Raw genomic sequence first — 19,789 nt, 5'->3', positions numbered from 1 at the left:
TCAAGGGTGACGGGGCGCATCTGGTCCCACGCGCGGTCAAACGAGCGCACAGGTTCCGTAGCGGTTCCGGTCTGCGTGATGGCGTCGGACTCCGTAGCTGCGTCGGCCTGGGCGGTGGCTCCGGCCTGCGTGGCAGCGTCGGCCTGCGCGGGTTTCTCGCCAGAAAACGCGCTTTCTACCTGGTTATTCATTGCACTCCTAAGAAAAAACGCGACACCCGAAGGCGCCGCGTGAGGTTCCATGGTGGGCGATGAGAGATTTGAACTCCCGGCCTTGTGCGTGTAAAGCACCTGCGCTAGCCGCTGCGCCAATCGCCCGTGACTGTAGAAGTTTATCACAGCTTCCACAATTCTTAAACGGCAATTATGAATTCACAGGTTTCAGTTGTTCAACTTCAGCGCGGACCGCCACGCCATCTAGCTGAGCGAGTGGTGTTGACGTCTGTTTTGCCAGAGCACATGCCGTGCCCATAGCATCTCCCATATCAGTGACCGTTGGAATAATGCGAACACTTGCCTGCATCAAAAACGTCGTAGAGATGCAGCGACCAATAACGCCTAGGTTATTGATGTGTTTGGTGACCATCGACCGGAATGGAATCTCGTAATAGTCACCCTGCTCGTAGGTGTTTTTGTGGAAGAGTCCGCCCTTATTGGAGTGAACGTCAATGTACCAATCGCCGCGAACAAGACCGTCGTCAAATCGAGCCTGGTTGACGTAATCTTCCTCGGTAAGCATTGTCTGACCTTCAACACGCCAGCTCTCACGAACACCTAACAATGAAGCCTGCTCCATAAGGTAGCTTTGCTCAAATCCAGGCATCATGCGCTGTAAAAACGTAACTAGTCGGCGAATGCGAGCGTGCGCCTCAACTGTTGCGTTAGAACGCGCAGCTCCCGAGGTGTTTGTACGCATGCTAGCAATATGTGGGCAGTTTAGCGCCATGCAACCTGGCTTTCCAGGAAGCGAGAAAATCTGGTAATAGCGCAGGTCCTCTTCTTCAAGAATGCCTGCTTCAATTCCCTCACGGAACTTTGGCTCCAGCTTAAAATTCTTACCTGCAACCATCGCGGACTCAAAGAAATATCCTTCGACCAATGGCGAGAAGTGATCATCAAGTGAGAGCACGTAATCTCTATAGCGCTCAACATCAATTCCACCCATGGTAAAACGCAAGCTGCAAACCTGATTGATGCCGTCCTCATCACCAGCTGCAACTGGTACACCAGCGGCTCTAGACAAAACTGCATCGCCTGAAGCATCAATCCACGTTTGAGCTGATACAGCAATCAAACCTTCAGTTGAAGCAAGAATTGCATATGTGATGGTTTTCTCGTCACCGGCATCAGATAGAACCGCAGCTACGAGAGACGTGTCATAGAGGATTTGTCCACCTTTAGTGGTGTAGAGCTGCTCATACACTTCTCCCAAACGCTCAGGAGCAAACCAGATCATGGTAGTGTAATCGTCACGCGTAGCGTCACCTGAAGCCAAGAGCTGCTGCTCGATGGTAGAAAGAACTGGCAGATGGCGCACATATGACGGCATCATAGGGCACACAAGCGCTCGTGTAGCAGAGCCCCCAAGCAGATTTGACTTGTCCACAATAAGTGTAGAGAGACCCTCGTTGACGCAGCGAATTCCACAAGCAGATCCAGAAACGCCGCCGCCAATAATGACCACATCAAAGTTTCCAACAACAGGAATCTGTAGGTTGTTCCAGGTAATCTCTTTATGATTCATTGTTTCCTCCTGTGCCAGAAATGTTATGTAGCAATTCGTAGTAAGTATTGGTAAACGCATGTGCTGCAATTTCAGATAGTGCGTGAATGCCTGTTTTTCCCAGCTTACAAGGACCAATAGTAATAAGCGGAACGGTGTATTCTTTGCTGGTTAATCCAAGTCGCGTCGTCTCCAAGACATGAAAAAACTCATGCATCAGAATGAGATTTTGAGCTTCATGCGGCTCGAGTTGATTTTGTTTTGCCCACAGCACGCACGACTGCTCATAGAGCGTAATTTCTTTTGTACCAGAAACATAATCGCTGAAATATCGCTGGTTTCCATACACACAATCAATATCTTTTTTTATAATTGTCATGCCTGCATCTTTGCAGATTTTAAAGAAATCACTTTGACCGTTTGATTCTTCAAACACCATATGCGCAGCGCGCTCACCCTTTGACCAAGCCAAATCAATCACGCGCTCTTTATCCTCTTCAGGAATTCGAGCAGCAAAGCGATCCCACGAGAGCTCTTTACGTGCAAGCTCACGAGTTGGAAACGGAAACCTCGAAGCAGAGCCAACAGTAGACTCTACTTCAAGGCTCACCGATTTTCTCGCCAAAGTGTGATCTGCGTTCTGCATGTGAGTTTAATCGCCTAAACGAAGTGTAGCAGCGATGATAACAGGCTCGTCGGACGGATAGCCGCCCAACTCCACTGCTGCAAGGCTCAAAATCTGCTCAAGAGAAGTCATTCCGGACAGATCGATGACGCGCTTGCCAACTACTACATAGACATTTGGCAGATTGGCTCCACCGTCGTTATAAACGGTCAAGTCCTCTACCAGGGCTGTTACTCCCTTGCGCCAAGAGCTAATAGTCTCTTGAAGCACCTCAGCATTTGGACGCTGAAGTCTAATAACACCCTCGGAATCAATAAGACGAAGAGCTGTGCGTTTCTTGGTGAGAAGACCAAAGAGCTTCTTTTCTGTAGTGGTTGCAGTGTAAGCAAAGAGCTCAGAAGAGTGAGCAACCTCGGAAACGTTATCTGCACCCTCGCCAAGGTTCTCTACTACAAGTTTTTTAAGCTCGTCTGCACTCAGACGTGTAGCATTAACGTCTTTACTACGCAGCTCAGTGGCACCAACAGCAATCGCGCGGACAACGTGGCGCTGGGTATCAACCTCAACCGTAACCTCAACAGTTCCAGGAGCTGCTCCCATCTTAATAGCACGAGCTTCTGCTTCACGCCTAACGCTGACAATGTCATCGTCGGTTGGGTTGGTAACACTGCGCTCAACCATGTCTCGGACCATAGCAAGAGCAACGCCAATAGTTGAGATAACAGGAGCATTCTTAGCAATGCGGAACGTATGACCCATGGTCTTTGCCAAGTGTGGCACTACCGTAGAAGCTCCGCCGCCACCGCCAACGTAAACGGTTGTGCGAGGGTCCATGCCGTAGTCTTTCATAAGCTGTTCTGCTACAGCACCGTTCTTCTTTGCGGCAAAAGCAAGGACCTGAGCTGCTGCATCTTCAACGCTCATGCCCATATTCTCTGCAAGAGGAGCCCACGCCGCACGAGCAGCTTCAACAGAGCCGTATGCATAATCCCCCTCAGGAACAAAGCCTGCAAGGTTTGCAGCGCCAGCCATGGTCAAACAAACGCGAAGTCCACCATCGCACTCAATAGCTGCGTACTCAGGATCTCCATCCAGAGGACGAACAGCAACCAGGCGTGGATTCACAATTTTTTCTGCGTCGGTGTATACCTCGTAATCCAAGTTAGCAATGTGAGCAGAACGAGGTCCCACGTCAACGGCCTTGCCATCAGAAATCTGCACCATAGAACCGCCACCAATACCAACGGTTCTCACATCTAGTGACGAGAGGTACGTCTTGTGGCCACCAACTTCTGCGTATTTGACCATAACCTTGCCGTCTTTAACGCAAGAAATATCGGTAGAAGTGCCACCAACCTCAAAGAATAGGCCGTCGGTAAGCTTCTCATACATCAAAGCGCCAGCTACACCAGCTGCAGGACCAGAAAGAATGGTTAGGATTGGACGATGACGGACCTCATCAACAGTCATAACACCGCCGTCGCAGCGCATAACCATAAGTGGTGACTCAATGCCTGCCTCGCGAATACTCTTGTCAGTCATGTTTGCAGCTTCAAGCATCTTTGGCATGATGGAAGCGTTAACAACTGCTGTACGAGTACGAATAGCCAGGCCGTAAAGCTTAGAAATGTCATTTGTAGCCGTAGCAGGAAGTTCTCTATCAGAGCACTCTGCAATAACAGCATTCTCGTTAGTTGGATCATCTACGCTAAATGCCTCGGCGGCAACATAAGAAGTTGAACCGTCCGAGAAAAGCTGCTCGATTGCGCTCTTAATGCCAGCTTCAACATCAGAAGAGGTGTCTACAAAAGCATTTTTGGTACGCAGGAATTTACCGGCAGCAAGTTCAATATCGCCAACATTGGTGTCACTCTTACTCTTGGCTCCCTGAAGACCACTACCAAGCGTTACGATACCAACCTGTGCAACATCGCCCTCAAGCAGGGCATTTGTTGCTTGGGTAGTACCGTGAGCAATAAAGACAACATCTTCAGGCTTAATGTTGTGCTGCTCCATAACACCATGAAGCACCTGCACAATACCTGCTGCAACACCTGCTTCAGCGGTGTGCGTAGTAGGTGTTTTAACCGTGCCGATAATTTCGTACGTATCATTGTCGATGGCAACAGCATCAGTAAATGTTCCGCCAACGTCGATTCCAATACGAACTTTCACGTTTCCTCCTTGATTTACAGCAATCCATCAGCTGCAAAGATAAAACGAGGCGAGAAGACCACAACAAGAGGGTCTTCTCGCCCCAAGGTCAGAACTTAGAAGTACAGAACACCAGACAGAATTACACCAAAGATGGAAACTGCCCAGAGGTAAGGAAGCATCTTACGAGTAACGGTGTTAACGTCAACCTCGCAGAAGTTTGCAGTCCAAACGTTCTGAGTGTTGGTTGGGTCGCCACCTGCCTGGATGCGCTCTGCAGCCAGGAATGCGCCCATGACAGCAAGAGGATTCAAGGTGTTCAGGCCAATGATAAGAGCTGCGATACCAGAACCAAGACCAAACATGTTCATAGGTCCACGATACAGAGCCAATGGCGAGAGGACCGCAAAGAAGATGATGTATGCAATAAGGTTCTGTGGCATGATGCCAAGCAGGAATGGGTTAAGAACTGCCTTAACCGTTGGGTTGGTAACTGCAAGGTAAAGGATGCCAATGCCAACCATCAGGATAATTGCAGGACCAGCGTCGGTTACGCCGTCATAGCAAGTCTTTGCAAGAAGGTTCATTGCCTTGCTAAAGCTCTTGGAGGTAAACAGCAGGCACCACAGAATACCAACGGTAAATGCTGGGGTAACAGGAACCTTCAAGAAAGCAACAAGCACAATAGGAATGAGTGGAGTAAGCATTGCAAGACCACCAGCAACACCGGTGAGCTGCTTGGAGTTGCTCTGCTCAGCAACTGGAGCGCTGAAGGCAAACTTAATGCCATTACGCTTGAACTCAACAACAATCATAATCAAAGTTGCAATACCAGTTGCAACAGCAAGATAAACCTCAAAGCCCTGAACCTGAGCAATGTCTAGGTTGAAAAGCTTTGCGAAGGTTGTCCAGTTGGCAATATTGAGTGCCAGACCAGTGGTAAATGACATCAAGAAGATACATGCTGCACTAGCTGCGGGAACACCAACAGAAATCAAAATTGGCAGGACGATTGAGCCAACCATGATGATGGATCCCAAGCCAGAAAGTGTAGTAAAGAGGACAGCTACTGCAATAGACATAATCAAGGTGATTACCAGGGGCTTATCGCCACCAAGCTCTGCACTTTTCTTGATAATTGTCTCGGTAACACCAGTCTTGTTCATAAGCTGACCCAACCATGCGCCAAAAATAACAGCCATGATTGCGGCGCCCATGCGGACGGTGCCAGCCTCAAATACTGATGTCAGCCAGCCAATTTCTTTTCCGTCGCCGTCTTTTCCAAACATTGGAACGCCTGCGATGACACAAATCAAAATGGCCATCAGTGGCAGGGCAAGCAGAGTTGGGATCTTCTTAGTCATCATCAATGCAGCTACAGCCACAAAGACCAAGAGGATCAAAATACCCTGAACCATGTTTCCTCCTTAGGAACACATTGTTTGATAGCAAGTGCAGCTATCTCTCCTTCAAACAACCTACACGTACTTCTATAGATGCCTCAGCACCATGTTGACGACTTTGATGAGCAGACAAAGTCGAGAAACACCTTTGTTCCAGCGCGGCACATAGCGTACTACTTCCCTACATCTACCTTGCTGGCTTCTTACGCAAGCCTTGCTGGTTTCCTGCACATAACCTGCGTAAGTCTTACCGATTTACTACGTAGAACTTGCTGGACGCCAACCAGAAACAAGCACCCGTTTCCAAAGCTGGACAGTTTCTGGACAAAGACAAGCAAACCTTAGAGCAGAAACAGCATCTATTAATAAGTTTCTTGAAGTCATTCTTGTTACGATTAGTTTTGGAAATGCTTCAAACTGAGCAAATTTTTGCGCCAAAAACGCAGGGGTAGACAACGCCTTATTTAGCGTATCTTCCTTAATCAAAGAAGTAGAGATATCTTCTTCGGGCACAGATACAACCACAGCATCAAGAGAAAATAGACTCTGAACCGTGCTGATAAGGTTCATTAACTTATCAAGTTGCAGGCCGTCTACGCTCACAAGTTGCTGAGTAATGTCTGCGTTTAATCCTTCTTTCATAGGAAGAGGGGTGTTATTGCTGACAACTTGAGCTATAACTCGAGTTCCAAATGAGAGATGCAAGTATGAAGAAACATCCTCGATATTGTTTGAGCTTTCTACTTGAGAAAGAGCAAAGTCACTCTGCTCAAATTGCTTCACCACTACCCTGAAGGAACTCTCTAACGCTTGTACCAGGGAAATTGTTGCCGAATCATGACCCGTTGAATACATGACGGAAAGCTCTGATTCAAGTACATCGCCCTCAAGCAGAACTCCAATTCCCTTAAGAATTGAGCCGTCAACAATAAACCTTGTAAGAGCAGTTTTAATACTTTCAAGTAGAGTTTCTCCCGAAGGAGCCTCTTCTGACAGCGTGGTACGAGCGTACTCGTTAAGAGCCATGTCAACGAGCACAAGTTCCTGACTCTGGCGAGAAACCCGAACAAGTCCCAAGAGACCAAACTCTGGAGCAAGTTGCAGAAGCGTCTTTGATCTACCAGCGGTTACTACGCGCTCTGAGCTTTCTTCAACCATTTTTGACTGAAGCAAATCTTGAACAATAGTAGTAACGGTACTAGGAGAAAGAGATAATTCACGAGCCAATTCAACACGAGACAGAGCGTTTTTCTCGCACAATGCTTTAATAACGGCACGTTTATTGGAATATGCAATGTCTTTAGTGCTGACAATTGACATACGTGTCCCCTCCTCTCCATTTCTGTCTGTACTACCTTATTTCGACTCTCGAAATAAGTCCATCAAACCTAGAAAGGAACGGGGCTAACGGTATGAAATTATCGCCAAATGGTCATGCTGAACAAGTTGGTAAACGACGCCAGATCCTTACGCCAGCTCTTCCAGAATACGACGCATTTCTTTCTGGACACCCTGCTCGGTGTTAGACGCAATGACCTTGGAGGCAATCGTCTTGAGCGCGTAGCGAGCGTTGTCCATAACGTATGCAGTGCCGGCGTAGCGCAGCATAGCGTAGTCGTTCATGGAGTCGCCAAACACAGCAATCTGGTCGCGAGAAATGCCATAATACCTGCGAATCTGCTCAAGTCCCGTAGCCTTGTTCACACCACGAGGCACCACGTCAATCCAGGTCTCTCCAGAAGGCATGAACGAAAGTCTGTCGCCCATCTCGCGCTCAAGAATCATGGCCATATCCATGGAGCGAGCCCTGGAATCGCAGCAAATAGCAGCCTTGATGATACTAACGTCAGGTGAAGGTGGATCAAACACGCGCTCAGCGTTTGGCAGGTCTTTATCCAGCTCACGCACAAACGAACTCTGATCGTCCAGCAGATACGTATGCGTGCGGTCATAAACAACCAGATGAATGCAGTCAAACTCAGACGTCAACTCAAACAGCTTACGAATAGAAGCTGACGAGAAAACCTCGCGGTCGATAACCTCGTTCTCTACATAGACCTGCGTGCCAAGAGAGGCCACGTAATCAATCTTGTCCGCAACCGGTTCAAACAACCAGCGCAGTGTATCGTAACGACGACCGGAACTTGCGACAAAGTGAACGCCACGTTTGTACAGCTCTTCGATGAGCTCAAATGTCTCTGGCGGAACCTCGGAATTCTGGTCCAGCAGCGTACCGTCCATGTCCGATGCAATGAGTCTAATCATGCTAGTTCTCCATCATAAAACGGGGAGTCTCCCCTGCTTTTGTTGCGCGTACCAGCTCAAGCAAGGCATGCGCAACGCCGTCGTCTGCAGATGCACCAACGTGGTGTCTTGCTACCTGCTTGACCTCTGGAATTGCATTTGCCACCGCCACCGAGTGCGGAACTTTACTTAAAATCTCAACGTCATTCTCGCCGTCTCCAAAAACAAGCACCTCTTCTGGAGAAATGCCCGTTCTTTCCAGGAGCGTTTCAAAGCCGGTCAGCTTGGACACACCCTTGGGAAGCACGTCAAACCACTGAGGAATGACCGAAACCGTGTAAACATCTGGACAGACTGCGGCAATCTTTTGGCGACAACGCTCCATGTCCTCCTCTGTTCCCGGACACGCAACTGTTGCTGCAACAAAATCGACGTCGCCTGGGACTTGGTCGACAATACCCGAGACAAACACCATTCTACGCTCGTAATCAGCGAGAATGTCTTTATTGTCAGGCGCGCCGACAACATATGCCGGGTTAAAGAGATTAGTCTTCTCTGGATAGCAGACCAAGAACATGTTCTTCTCGTCAGCAAGAGCATCTGCGACACCCTGCAATGTTTTATGATCAAAAACGGAGAGCGAGATAGTCTTGCCTTTGTACAGCACGCGCTTGCCTGTAGACATGACTCCTGTCTGCATACATGCCTCATCGAGGCTGAAAAGACGCATCAGCTCAACGTAATCTCGGCCGGTACAAGGGCCAAATGCGATATCTGTTTCTTCAAGGAGCGTGTGAATTGCGTTGCGAGTGAAGTCCGACACACGCTTGTTTCCGAAGGGTACCAGCGTGTTGTCCATATCAGATAAAACAAGCTTAATCACAAACGTCCCCCGTTACTGCATGCTGCGTAGCTGGGCAAACGCGACGCGCATCGAAGCCCAAGCAGACGCAGCCTTACGCCAACGCAGCTCCAAGCTAGCACGCTCTACGCTGACACGAGCCAAGCCGACACGAGCTAAGCCGACACGAGCTAAGTCGCAGCATTGTACTTCTATCTAGTTGAACTATGTGCCAAGACGTCAAAGCGATCAATCTTGAGCAACACTTGGTCTAGTCCAATCATACCCGAGAGACGCACCTTTGACGCATTCGAAGTCAAAATTAGAAGATCTCTAAACCCGGAGCCCCGACGACCGCCAACCCACTCCATGCGCTTAATGTCCTGGTAGTTGATGGAAATTTCAGAGCCTACAAAGGGCACTACAACCATCTCGTCATCAAAAAGCGAGACCTTATAACGACTCAAGATGTACCACGCCATAAACATGACAACCGAGAAGGACGCAAAAAACGCCATAACAATATCTGGGTTTGGCGTAAATACGTTAACGTAGCAAAGCCAGCCGAGAATAACTGCGATTGCACTGACAAATGCCATGTCAATAATGAGCGAACGTGTGAGCGCGGCGGGAGTCACGTAGGTATCGTGATGGCTGTGGCGACGCTCGGAAATTCCAACGTTTCCCGAGTGCTCTAAAAACGCAGCTATGACGGGTGCCGCAACGACAACAATTCCAAAAAACACTGCGAGCATTGCGACCTCCCTTACTCCGTGAAAAAAGAACAATGACCCTTCATAATTATGCTACGCCCCTGCTCACCATTTTGTTGACAAGGTTGAGCGGGGGCGTAGACGGTAGAAATCTAGCTATGAATGGCAAAGCTGCACGTCAAACGGTTGTGCACAGCTCGAGCGGCGCGGGTTGCGGGCAGTGCGAGCGCGGCGCGGCGGCGCAGGTGCGTCGGCGCGGCTCGCGTGCGATGCGGGTGCGACGGCGCTAGCTGCGAGCAGCAAGCAGCGCGGTCAGCGCAGGCGCTAGCTGCGGGCGGCAAACTTGGCGACGAGCTTCTCCAGAAGGTCAACGGTAACTTCAAGGCTTGGCACGGGGACAAACTCACGCACGGAGTGGGCGTTATATCCACCGGTAGCAATGTTGGGGCATGGCAGTCCGCGGAAGGTGAGCTGGGCACCATCGGTACCGCCACGAGCGGCAACTGGCTTAGGCTCAATACCGACCTCACGATTTGCCTCAAGCGCATAATCAATCAGGAACTCGTAGCCGTCGAACTTCTCGGCCATATTGCGATACTCCTGGTGAATCTCAACGCGGACGGTATTCTCGCCATAGCGCTTGTTCAAGAACGCGGCGATATCCTGCAGGACCTGCTGGCGGTTGGCAAAAATCTGGGCGTCGTGGTCGCGGACGATGTAGCTGAGCTTAACCTCGGACGCGGAACCCTCGATGGTGATTGGATGGTAGAAGCCCTCGTAGCCCTCGGTGTGCTCAGGACGCTCGAAGGCGGGGACCATCTGCTGGAACTCGGATGCCACGGTAATTGCGTTGATCATAACGTCCTTGGCGCTGCCGGGGTGCACCATGACGCCCTTGAAGTAGACGTCGGCGTGGGCGGCGTTGAAGCACTCGTAGTTGAACTCGCCGAGAGCCTCACCGTCGACGGTGTATCCGTAAGCTGCGCCGAGTTTGTCCAGGTCAAGCAGGCTTGCTCCGTGACCGATCTCCTCGTCAGGGACAAACGCAATCTTGAGCGTAGGGTGTGCGAGCTCGGGGTTGTCGCCCAGGCGCTTGAGCAGCGCACAAATCTCAGCCACACCGGCCTTATCGTCAGCGGACAGCAGCGTAGAGCCGTCGGAGCAGATGATGTCCATGCCCACAAAATCCTTGAGGTCAGGGACCTGCTCCTGGGTGGTTGCGATAGTCTTTCCGTTGACGACGCCGGCAACCAGGTCACCGCCCTCGTAGTGGACGACGTGCGGCTTGATGCCCGAGGCAGGCGCGTCGATGACGGAGTCCAGGTGCGAGCAGAGCATCAGCGCAGGAGCCGATTCGGCGCCCTTGGACGCAGCGAAGGTGCCGGTGACGTAGGCGTGCTCGTCGACGGTGACGTCGGTGCAGCCCAGCGCCTTGAGCTCTTCGCCTAGGTAGCGAGCCATCTCGTGCTGAGCAGGCGTGGAAGGAGTGACGGTGTCGTTGTCGGGGTTGGACTGGGAGTCAACCTGCACGTAGCGCATAAAGCGCTCGGCGACATCGGGGAGCTGGTGAGTTGTGGTTTCAGACATGGGTATCCTCTCTTGTTCGGGCAAGGTCGGCGTGGTGCGGGTGGTGCGGGTGCGGGTCGTGCGGGCGGCGCGGGCGGTGCGGGTCGCGGCGCGGGTGCGGGTGCAATCGGCGCGGGCGGTGCGGGTGCGATCGGCCTTTGATGTTGTATGCATTTACTGTACCGCAACTCAAAACGAATTAAACCTACCTGCACAAACTTTGCGCGCACATGCCATAATAATTGCAAGAAACGCGAAAGACGGAGCGCTATGACAAACGACTTTTGGACACCACAATTTCATCTCTTCCCACCTCAGGGTTGGATGAATGACCCAAACGGACTTTGTCAGTTTAAGTCTGTCTACCATGCGTTTTACCAGTACACTCCTGAGTGGCCTGCCAACGAACTTCGCTTCTGGGGACATGCTGTGAGTAAGAATTTACTCTCTTGGGAGACGCTCCCTATTGCGATTTCTCCAGACGCAGCTTGCGATAAGGACGGGGCGTTTTCGGGTTCGGCCTGGATTGAGACGCGCAACGCATCGGCCGGCGACTGCGGTCACGACAACGGCGCGGCGGCCGGCAGCTGCGGCCACGGCGGCGACGGCAACGACGGTGCCCACGGCGGTGCAGCGGCCCGCGAGGTCATGCGACTCTTCTACACCGGCAACGTTATGGACGAAACACACCCAGAAGCCGACGGCATTGACGTCGGTCGAGAGGCCTATGAGGTCATGGTGACCTCTGAAGATGGACTGAATTTCTCGCCAAAGTGCGTTGTTTTGAAACCGAACGACTACCCCAGTACCTGCACAAACCACGTGCGCGACCCGAAGGTTTGGGAGCAAGACGGGGTTCTGCGCATGCTGTTAGGTGCTCGCGAGAGGGACACTGCGGCTGGTCCCGCGAAATCCGCAGATGAACGCTGCGATTCGGGAGCGGTGTTGATTTACGACTCCAGTGATTGTGGCGAGTCGTGGACGCTCCACTCGGTTATACGCGGGGCTAACGACCTGGGTCATCGTGAGGCGTTTGGCTACATGTGGGAATGCCCTTTTTTGGTGCAGCTAGATGACCAGGAGTTTCTATCTGTGTGTCCGCAGGGGCTAAGAGAAGGCGCTGGTACGGAGCCAAGCGCTGGTACGGAGCCAAGCGCCGATGCGGAACCAAGTGCTGGTACGGAACCAAGCGCCGATGCGTCCAAGGGATCGCGCTTGAGCGATTCCGCTAACTTGCAAGAGAATACTTCAAGCGAGCCTCTCGACAAGTGGCAAAACATCTGGCAGTCGGGCTATTTTCCGCTTCCAGGAAGTCAAAAGCTTATCAATGTTGAAACTGTTTCCACCGATAGCTTTGTGCTCTGGGATCATGGTTTTGACTTCTACGCACCTCAAACGTTCGTCGATGATTCTGGCCGAACCATTTTGATTGGATGGATGGGCATCATCGATCCGACTTACCATAGTTATCCTGAAGGCATTGAATTCTGCCACAACCTTACTCTGCCTCGAGAACTTTCGTTGTCTGGTGATGGTGTTATCCTGCAACATCCAGTTAAAGAGCTTGATGCTAAGCGACGAGAATGTGTGGAATTTGTCGCCGACGCTGTCGTCAAAATAGATCAACTATCTGCAGATATTGAGATTACGGACATATCCGGAGACGGAACTCTTACTCTCAACGACGCGCTTGTGCTTTCTTACTCCAAGGGCACTTTTACCCTGAAATTCATTGACGAGGACACCGCTGCAGGCAGAACTCAACGCTCTATTAGGCTAAAGGAGCTTTCTGAACTGCGTCTTATTGTTGACGGATCTACCGTGGAGATTTATCTGAATGATGGTCGCGTAGTTTTCTCGACGCGATGGTTCCCTGCATCCGAGCAGCTAACGTTGAGCAGCACTTTTGTTGCTGCTAACTCACGAGCATACAGCCTAATCGCGTAACTCGGTGGGTTTGCTTGGCATAGTCTAGCTCCGACACCAAAGGAATACTGTTTGTAGTCACGGATTGAAGCCGTTATGCATGAAATTGCATATTCCGTACGTTTTATAAGCAAAATTTTCACAGGACTCAGAAAATTGCCGTTTTTGGGACCTCAGGCGGTAAAAAATGCGTTTAGTTGGGGATGGAGAAATTTAGTTCAATTTTTTATCTTTATGTTTGCCCAGGAAAGACGAAATAGTTTTAACTATTTCTTTTACTAATTAAGTCAAAATAGCTCATTTTCAAAATGAATACACCAACTAAACGCATTTTTTACCTTTTTGAGCCTAAATTCGCCAAAAATGAGCCCCAAACCAAAGTTTGGGGCTCATTAACGTGCAAATTACAACTTTGTAGCTGGTTGCACACCAACTTCGCAGGCGATCACACTGGGTGCGCTCGCAGCCACGCGCCCGCCGCAGCTCTGCAGCCCGTTCGCCGCGCCGCCGTGCTACTTGACGCCGGCCTTCTTCTTGGCGCGCTCGATAGCAGCCATCTGCTCCTCGGAAAGCCTAATGGAACCGTAATCTTTTCCGTGGTCAGGCGCGGTGCGACCAAGATCGCCCAGGTTAGCGCCGGTTGCTTCCAGCGCAGACATATGGTGCGACGAGCAAGAGTGGCCGCCCTCGCGGACAACGGAATCCAGGCCAAACTTGTCGCGACCGGTATACGGCATGGTCGCGTCGTTGGTAACGGGGTCGTCAGCGTTTTCCAGCTTGAACTCGCCGTTTACACCGTTCTTGTAATTCTCCTTAGCAACCGAAATCATCAGCTTAATACGGTTGAGCTGGTTAACCTCGGACGCGCCTGGATCGTAGTCGACAGCAACAATGTTGGACTCGGGGTGCATCTGGCGCAGGCGCTTGATGACCGCCTTGCCCACAACGTGATTGGGCAGGCAAGCAAATGGCTGAGCACAGACGATGTTTGGCGTGCCCGTCTCAATGAGGTCGCACATCTCAGCGGTGAGCAGCCAACCCTCGCCCATCGTGTTACAGAGCGAAAGAATCTGCTCGGCCTTCTCGGCCAGCTCGTCGATGTTGGGATACGGCTCAAAGCGCTCGGACTTCTCCAGCATCTTATTGATTGGCGCGCGCAGGCCCTGGACCATCTTGATGCCCGCGATGTGCGTCATGCGGCTCTTGAACGAAGTACCAAGCTCCTTGTGTGTGTTGATCGCGTTGGAGAGGCCAAACAGGAAGAAGTCGACCAGACCCGGAACGTTAGCCTCGCAGCCTTCGGACTCGATGACCTTGACCAGCTCATTGTTGGCCGTTGGGTGGAACTTAACCAGAATCTCGCCGACGACGCCGACGCGTGGCTTCTGGCGGTCATTGACCACCGGCAGGCTGTCAAACAGCTCGATGGTACGCTGGCACTGCTTGTAGAATTCCTTGCGAGAAATTCCGTTGATCTTGGAGCGTGTATCGGCCATGAGCTGGTCATACAGCTCGTTTGCGGAACCCTTGACGGCCTCGTATGGGCGCACGCGATACAGCAGCTGCATGATCAAGTCGCCGTATAAGAGCGCGTAGACCGCCTTGATCAGCAAGTCAGGCTTGAACAGCTTGAATCCTGGGTTATCCTCGTCAAGGCCGGAAGCGGCGGAGATAGAAATGACCGGAATCTCAGGATGACCTGCGTCTTTAAGTGCCTTACGAATCAGTGCAATGTAGTTGGTTGCACGGCAGCCGCCGCCGGTCTGCGAAATCAGAACTGCGGTCTTGGTCAGATCGTACTTACCCGAAAGCACTGCCTCCATAATCTGGCCCGTAACCAAGATGGATGGGTAGCAGATGTCGTTATTGACGTAGCGAAGGCCCATGTCAACGGCACCCTGGTCAACCGAAGGCAGCAGCACAACGTTGTAGCCCGCACCCCTCAGTAGCTCCTCTATCAGCTCAAAGTGGATTGGCGCCATCTGTGGAGCCAGGATGGTGTAGCCTGCTTCCTGCATCTCCTTGGTGTAGCGGACCTTCTCGTAAGCTGCAGATTCTGCCTCGCGATACACCGGCGCACGGCGAGAAGAACTTGCGCTTCTAGCCTTTTCCAGAGAGCCATCGGCCATGCGAACGCCCTGTGGAACAGCCTCGGTAACCAGGCCGGCAGCTGCAAGTCGCTCCAGCTCTGCCTGCTGCTCGTTCAGAGCAGCCATCAGGGAACGGATACGAATACGCGCTGCGCCCAAGTTGGAGACCTGGTCAACCTTAAGCATGGTGTAAATCTTGCCCGAAGCCTCAAGAATCTCCTGGACCTGGTCGGTGGTCAGTGCGTCAAGACCGCAACCAAACGAGAAGAGCTGAATAAGGTCCAGGTCATTTCGGGATGCAACAAAGCGAGCCGCACGGTACAGACGCGAGTGGTACATCCACTGGTCAACAATGCGGATGGGGCGCTCAGGCATCATCTTGTGAGCAATAGAATCCTCGGTGAGAACAGCAAAGCCAAAGGAAGAGACCAGCTCAGGGATGGCGTGGTTAATCTCTGGGTCATTATGGTATGGGCGACCTGCAAGAACAATACCGTGAGCGTCGTGTTCCTCAATCCACGCAAGAGCCTCGTCACCTGCGCGGTGCATCTGGTCCTTGACGTTGATATCTTCCTGCCATGCGGCCTCAACAGCGGCGTCAATTTCGGCGCGCGTGATGTGCTCGCCGCGGAAGCGACCCTTGCCTACCTGGGCGTCCTTCTCGCGCTGCTCACTGATGAGCTCGTACAAACGACGCTTGAGCTCGTTTTTCTTGTCATACGGAATGAACGGAGCCATGTACTGGATGGACGGATCGGAGAGCTCATCCACGTTGAGGCCCAGCGCCTGAGGGTAGCTCATGACAATTGGGCAGTTGTAGTGGTTGGTTGCGGAGTCGTCCTCCTTGCGCTCCCAACGAATACACGGCATCCAAATGAAGTCTGGGTCCTTGGCAAGCAAGTTCATGATGTGGCCGTGGGAAAGCTTTGCAGGATAGCACGCGGACTCGGAAGGCATGGACTCAATACCCATGTCGTACGTCTTTGCGGTGGTCTGGTCGGACAACATGACCGAGAAGCCCAGCTTAGTGAAAAACGTGTGCCAGAACGGATAGTTCTCGTACATGTTGAGCGCACGAGGAATACCGACGGTGCCGCGTGGAGCCTCGTCTGCAGGAAGCGACTCGCGCTCAAACAGCAGCTTATTCTTGTACGCAAAGAGGTTTGGAGCCTCATTCTTCTTAGCCCCACGCTTCTTACCTGCGCCTTTCTCGCAACGGTTACCGGTGATAAACCTGTGGCCGCTACCAAAATCGTTGATGGTAAGCATGCAGCTGTTAGGACAGATACGGCAGTGCGTGTTGGTAAGCTTGACCTGCAGGTTGTCGATGGACTCGCGATCAAGCAGGGTAGATACGCCATCAATACCTGCACGGTCGCGAGCGAGAAGAGCGGCGCCGTAGGCACCCATGACACCTGCGATATCAGGACGGATGACGTCTCTGCCGGTGAGCAGCTCAAAAGCACGAAGCGTTGCGTCGGACATGAAGGTACCACCCTGGACAATGCAGTGCTCACCAATCTCGCTGAAGTCGCGAAGCTTGATGACCTTGAACAGGGCGTTCTTGATGACGGAGTACGAAAGACCAGCAGCAACGTCGCCGATGGTTGCGCCTTCCTTTTGTGCCTGTTTAACGCGGGAGTTCATGAAGACGGTACAACGAGAACCCAGGTCAACAGGGAGTGTTGCCTTAGTTGCGGCGGTTGCAAACTCGCGGACGTCCATCTTCATGGAGTCAGCAAAGGATGCAATAAAGGAGCCGCAGCCTGCAGAGCAGGCCTCGTTCAGCATGATGTGCTCAATGACGCCGTCTTTGACCTGCAGACACTTCATGTCCTGACCGCCAATATCAAGAATGAAATCAACGTCTGGAACAAATGCCTTAGCGCCACGCAGGTGAGCAACAGTCTCAATCTCGCCAGAGTCTGCGCGGAGAGCCTCAATCAGGATGCCCTCGCCATAACCGGTGGTAGTGACATGGCCAATAATGCAGTCGGAAGGCATCTCGTCGTAGATAGAGTCCATGATTTTGCGAGCTGTACCCAGAATATCGCCGTTGTTATTGTCGTACCAGGTGTAAAGAAGCTCGCCCTTCTCGCCAACAACAGCAGCCTTCATAGTGGTAGAACCTGCGTCGATGCCAATGAACACGCGGCCGTGGTAGTTGGCCAGCTGGCCTTTGGGGACTACCTCCTGATCGTGGCGGGCCTTGAAGTCGTCAAAGTCCTGCTGGGTAGCAAAAAGTGGGTCCAGACGAGCAACCTCGGAACCCTGGATGTCCTTGAGGTTATCCAGTGCCTCCATGACCTGCGTAAAGGTGACTGGGCGGTCGGACTCGCCCGCCAGAGCAGCGCCCGTTGCAACAAAGAGGTGAGCGTTCTTTGGCAAGACAATATGCTCGTCATCCAGGTTAAGCGTGATATAGAAGCGGCGACGCAGCTCAGAGAGGTACTGCAGAGGGCCGCCGAGAAACGCGACGTGGCCGCGGATAGGGTGACCACAGGCCAGGCCCGAGACGGTCTGGTTTGCAACGGCCTGGAAGATAGAAGCAGCGATGTCGGCAGGAGCGGCACCCTCGTTGAGCAGCGGCTGAACGTCGGACTTAGCAAAAACGCCGCAGCGAGATGCAATTGGGTAGATCTGCTTGACGTCTTTTGCCAGCTCGTTGAGGCCGGTTGCGTCGGTCTTGAGGAGAGACGCCATCTGGTCGATAAACGCACCGGTACCACCTGCGCAGGTACCATTCATGCGCTGCTCAATGCCGTTGTCAAAGTAGATGATCTTTGCGTCCTCGCCGCCCAGCTCAATGGCAACGTCGGTCTGAGGGATCAGCGTCTCAACGGCGCGCTTGGAAGCGATGACCTCCTGGACAAACTCCAGGTCAAGCCATTGCGCCAAGAGCATTCCGCCGGAACCGGTGATTGCGGCGTACATGGGTGTCTCGCCAATGTGCTTCTGAGCTTTGACAAACAAGGAGCGCGCGGTTGCGCGAACGTCGGTGTGGTGACGCTCGTAGTTTGCGTAAACCAGCGTGCCGTCCTCGTCGATGACGGACAGCTTTACGGTTGTGGAACCAACGTCGATGCCCAGCATAAGGTGGGCCTGAGACAGGTCAAGTGGGACGTTTGGTGCCAGCTCGGCACCATTCTCTACCAGCTCAAACTTTGGACTAATCATTGTTTTCCTCTCCGAGAACAAGAGTTGCAAGCGCAAATCGTGGAACATCTAGCTTGATTGGCTTGCCGTACAGATCGCCAGGTGCAACAAACATAAGGCCGGTCATAAGGCCTGCCATCTGCTCGTCGCTCTCGCGCATGCCGCCGATTAACCAGCGGATAAGGACGCCGACCTCGGCAGAAATTGCAAAGGTCAGATAGTAGTCAAAGAAGGGACCAAGTGCGCGCGGATCAAGGTCGTGAAGGGCGCGCTGGGCGATAACCTCGTGTACCAGGTGCTTTAGCTTGTCCTGGAACGCAGGGTCTCCACCGTTGCCCAGCAAAGGACGCAGGTAGAAGCCGTGCTTGCGAATGCTGCGAAGCATCTCTGTTGCGCCGGGGCATGGCCTGTAGGAGTCAATGGCCTCTCTGAGCTCAACGAGATTGACGCGAGCAAGCTGTTCAACAGCAGGTCGCAGCTCTGCCAGCGCTTCCTTTTCGATGTGAAGCACCAGGTCAGGGATGTCTTTGTAGTGGGAATAAAAGGTTCGACGCGTGAGGCCAGCGCGCTCCGTTACGCCCGTGACGGTCACGGAGGTAAGGTCGCCGGTTACGTCTATCTCTTCTGCCAGGGCTTTTCTAAGCGCCGCGCGAGTTCTGGCGGTACGTCGATCAAGCTTGCAAGCTGACAAAACAGCAGGTGCAGACAATGTTTGCGTCATACGTTTCTGAAGCCTCTCCTGGTTGCAGGTACGTACTGGGTGCACGGGCGCGTGTGAGCGGCGCGGATGGCGCGGCAGCGCAACAGCACAACAACACAACAACACCGTAGCACCCGACTTATTGCACATACTGAGTATTATTACACACTCTGTGCAATAACTGCAACCGCGAGTAGACCGATTTTCTCGCCAAGTCTGCTCTGCCGACTAGATTTCCATTTTGGCCTGCTAGCGCGCCTGATTTCTGTAAAGAATCTGTAACTTTTGCCTGATAACAGCAAAGAATCTGTGGATTCTGCCTGATTTCATCAAAGAATCGATGCCCCAAACACAGATTCTTTGCACTTTTCAGGCGGGGTTTAAGGCGTGTCCGAGCTCACCCTTCCAGGGAGCCTGATGTTATCGTCATGTCTGAACAATTTGCCGGAAAAGCGCACCATGTCTGAGCTATTTGCCGGTTTTTCTCGCTATGTCTGAGTAAATTTACTCAGACATGATGCAGTTTTCAGGCTCAAAATCTAGGGCCACGTAGTCTATCTTTCACGCGCCTGATTTCATCAAAGATTCTGTAAATTTTGCCCTTGAATTCTCATTGCTAGTGCAACAACAAAAGATAAGGTAGTGACCC

12 protein-coding genes, 1 tRNA gene and 1 pseudogene are annotated in these 19,789 nt (G+C 52.1%); 1 reads left to right on the top strand and 13 read right to left on the bottom strand.

Annotated features, from left to right (window positions below):
• The 11 genes and pseudogenes from RWJ43_RS02470 to pepT form a co-directional block, all read right to left on the bottom strand.
• Window positions 1-191, bottom strand: a pseudogene (locus RWJ43_RS02470) (hypothetical protein); the annotation flags it as partial.
• Window positions 192-241: 50 nt separating this feature from the next.
• Window positions 242-317: transfer RNA gene (locus tag RWJ43_RS02465), tRNA-Val, on the bottom strand.
• A 46-nt stretch (window positions 318-363) separates the two neighbouring features.
• The gene (locus RWJ43_RS02460) at window positions 364-1,743 is read right to left on the bottom strand and encodes an FAD-dependent oxidoreductase (protein WP_314007342.1); all 1,380 of its coding nucleotides are present in this window, start codon (window positions 1,741-1,743) and stop codon (window positions 364-366) included.
• On the bottom strand, window positions 1,733-2,368 hold the full coding sequence (locus RWJ43_RS02455) for a hypothetical protein (RefSeq protein ID WP_314007338.1): 636 nt from the start codon (window positions 2,366-2,368) through the stop codon (window positions 1,733-1,735). The genes RWJ43_RS02460 and RWJ43_RS02455 overlap by 11 nt, the downstream gene beginning before the upstream one ends.
• A gap of 6 nt (window positions 2,369-2,374) precedes the next feature.
• Window positions 2,375-4,522: a hydantoinase/oxoprolinase family protein gene (locus RWJ43_RS02450; RefSeq protein WP_314007335.1), complete on the bottom strand. Its 2,148-nt coding sequence runs from the start codon at window positions 4,520-4,522 to the stop codon at window positions 2,375-2,377.
• Between the two features lie 95 nt (window positions 4,523-4,617).
• Window positions 4,618-5,919, bottom strand: a complete 1,302-nt coding sequence (locus tag RWJ43_RS02445) for a C4-dicarboxylate ABC transporter (protein WP_314007333.1) — start codon at window positions 5,917-5,919, stop codon at window positions 4,618-4,620.
• 243 nt (window positions 5,920-6,162) lie between these two features.
• Entirely contained in the window at window positions 6,163-7,224 is a 1,062-nt protein-coding gene (locus RWJ43_RS02440) for a winged helix-turn-helix domain-containing protein (RefSeq protein WP_314007330.1), read from the bottom strand.
• A 147-nt stretch (window positions 7,225-7,371) separates the two neighbouring features.
• Window positions 7,372-8,169 carry an HAD family hydrolase gene (locus RWJ43_RS02435; protein WP_314007328.1) on the bottom strand — a complete coding sequence of 266 codons (798 nt, stop codon included), beginning with the start codon at window positions 8,167-8,169 and terminating at the stop codon, window positions 7,372-7,374.
• 1 nt (window position 8,170) lies between these two features.
• The gene (locus RWJ43_RS02430; RefSeq protein WP_314007326.1) at window positions 8,171-9,031 is read right to left on the bottom strand and encodes an HAD hydrolase family protein; all 861 of its coding nucleotides are present in this window, start codon (window positions 9,029-9,031) and stop codon (window positions 8,171-8,173) included.
• Between the two features lie 170 nt (window positions 9,032-9,201).
• Window positions 9,202-9,744 carry a hypothetical protein gene (locus RWJ43_RS02425; RefSeq protein ID WP_035428504.1) on the bottom strand — a complete coding sequence of 181 codons (543 nt, stop codon included), beginning with the start codon at window positions 9,742-9,744 and terminating at the stop codon, window positions 9,202-9,204.
• A 282-nt stretch (window positions 9,745-10,026) separates the two neighbouring features.
• On the bottom strand, window positions 10,027-11,289 hold the full coding sequence (gene pepT / locus RWJ43_RS02420) for a peptidase T (RefSeq protein WP_314007321.1): 1,263 nt from the start codon (window positions 11,287-11,289) through the stop codon (window positions 10,027-10,029).
• Window positions 11,290-11,538: 249 nt separating this feature from the next.
• Between pepT and RWJ43_RS02415 the strand changes: the two genes are divergently transcribed.
• Complete coding sequence (locus RWJ43_RS02415; protein ID WP_314007318.1) at window positions 11,539-13,215, top strand: glycoside hydrolase family 32 protein; 1,677 nt, start codon at window positions 11,539-11,541, stop codon at window positions 13,213-13,215.
• Window positions 13,216-13,706: 491 nt separating this feature from the next.
• Here RWJ43_RS02415 and RWJ43_RS02410 read toward each other — a convergent pair whose 3' ends face one another.
• The gene (locus RWJ43_RS02410) at window positions 13,707-18,461 is read right to left on the bottom strand and encodes an acyl-CoA dehydratase activase-related protein (RefSeq protein ID WP_314007316.1); all 4,755 of its coding nucleotides are present in this window, start codon (window positions 18,459-18,461) and stop codon (window positions 13,707-13,709) included.
• Window positions 18,454-19,161 carry a TetR-like C-terminal domain-containing protein gene (locus tag RWJ43_RS02405; protein WP_314007314.1) on the bottom strand — a complete coding sequence of 236 codons (708 nt, stop codon included), beginning with the start codon at window positions 19,159-19,161 and terminating at the stop codon, window positions 18,454-18,456. The genes RWJ43_RS02410 and RWJ43_RS02405 overlap by 8 nt, the downstream gene beginning before the upstream one ends.
• Window positions 19,162-19,789: the final 628 nt, after the last annotated feature.

Source organism: Lancefieldella parvula, assembly GCF_963530955.1.
Taxonomy (GTDB): Bacteria; Actinomycetota; Coriobacteriia; order Coriobacteriales; family Atopobiaceae; genus Lancefieldella; species Lancefieldella parvula_A.
The sequence above is the reverse complement of the archived record's forward strand: the minus strand, read 5'-3'. Positions and strand labels throughout refer to the sequence as shown.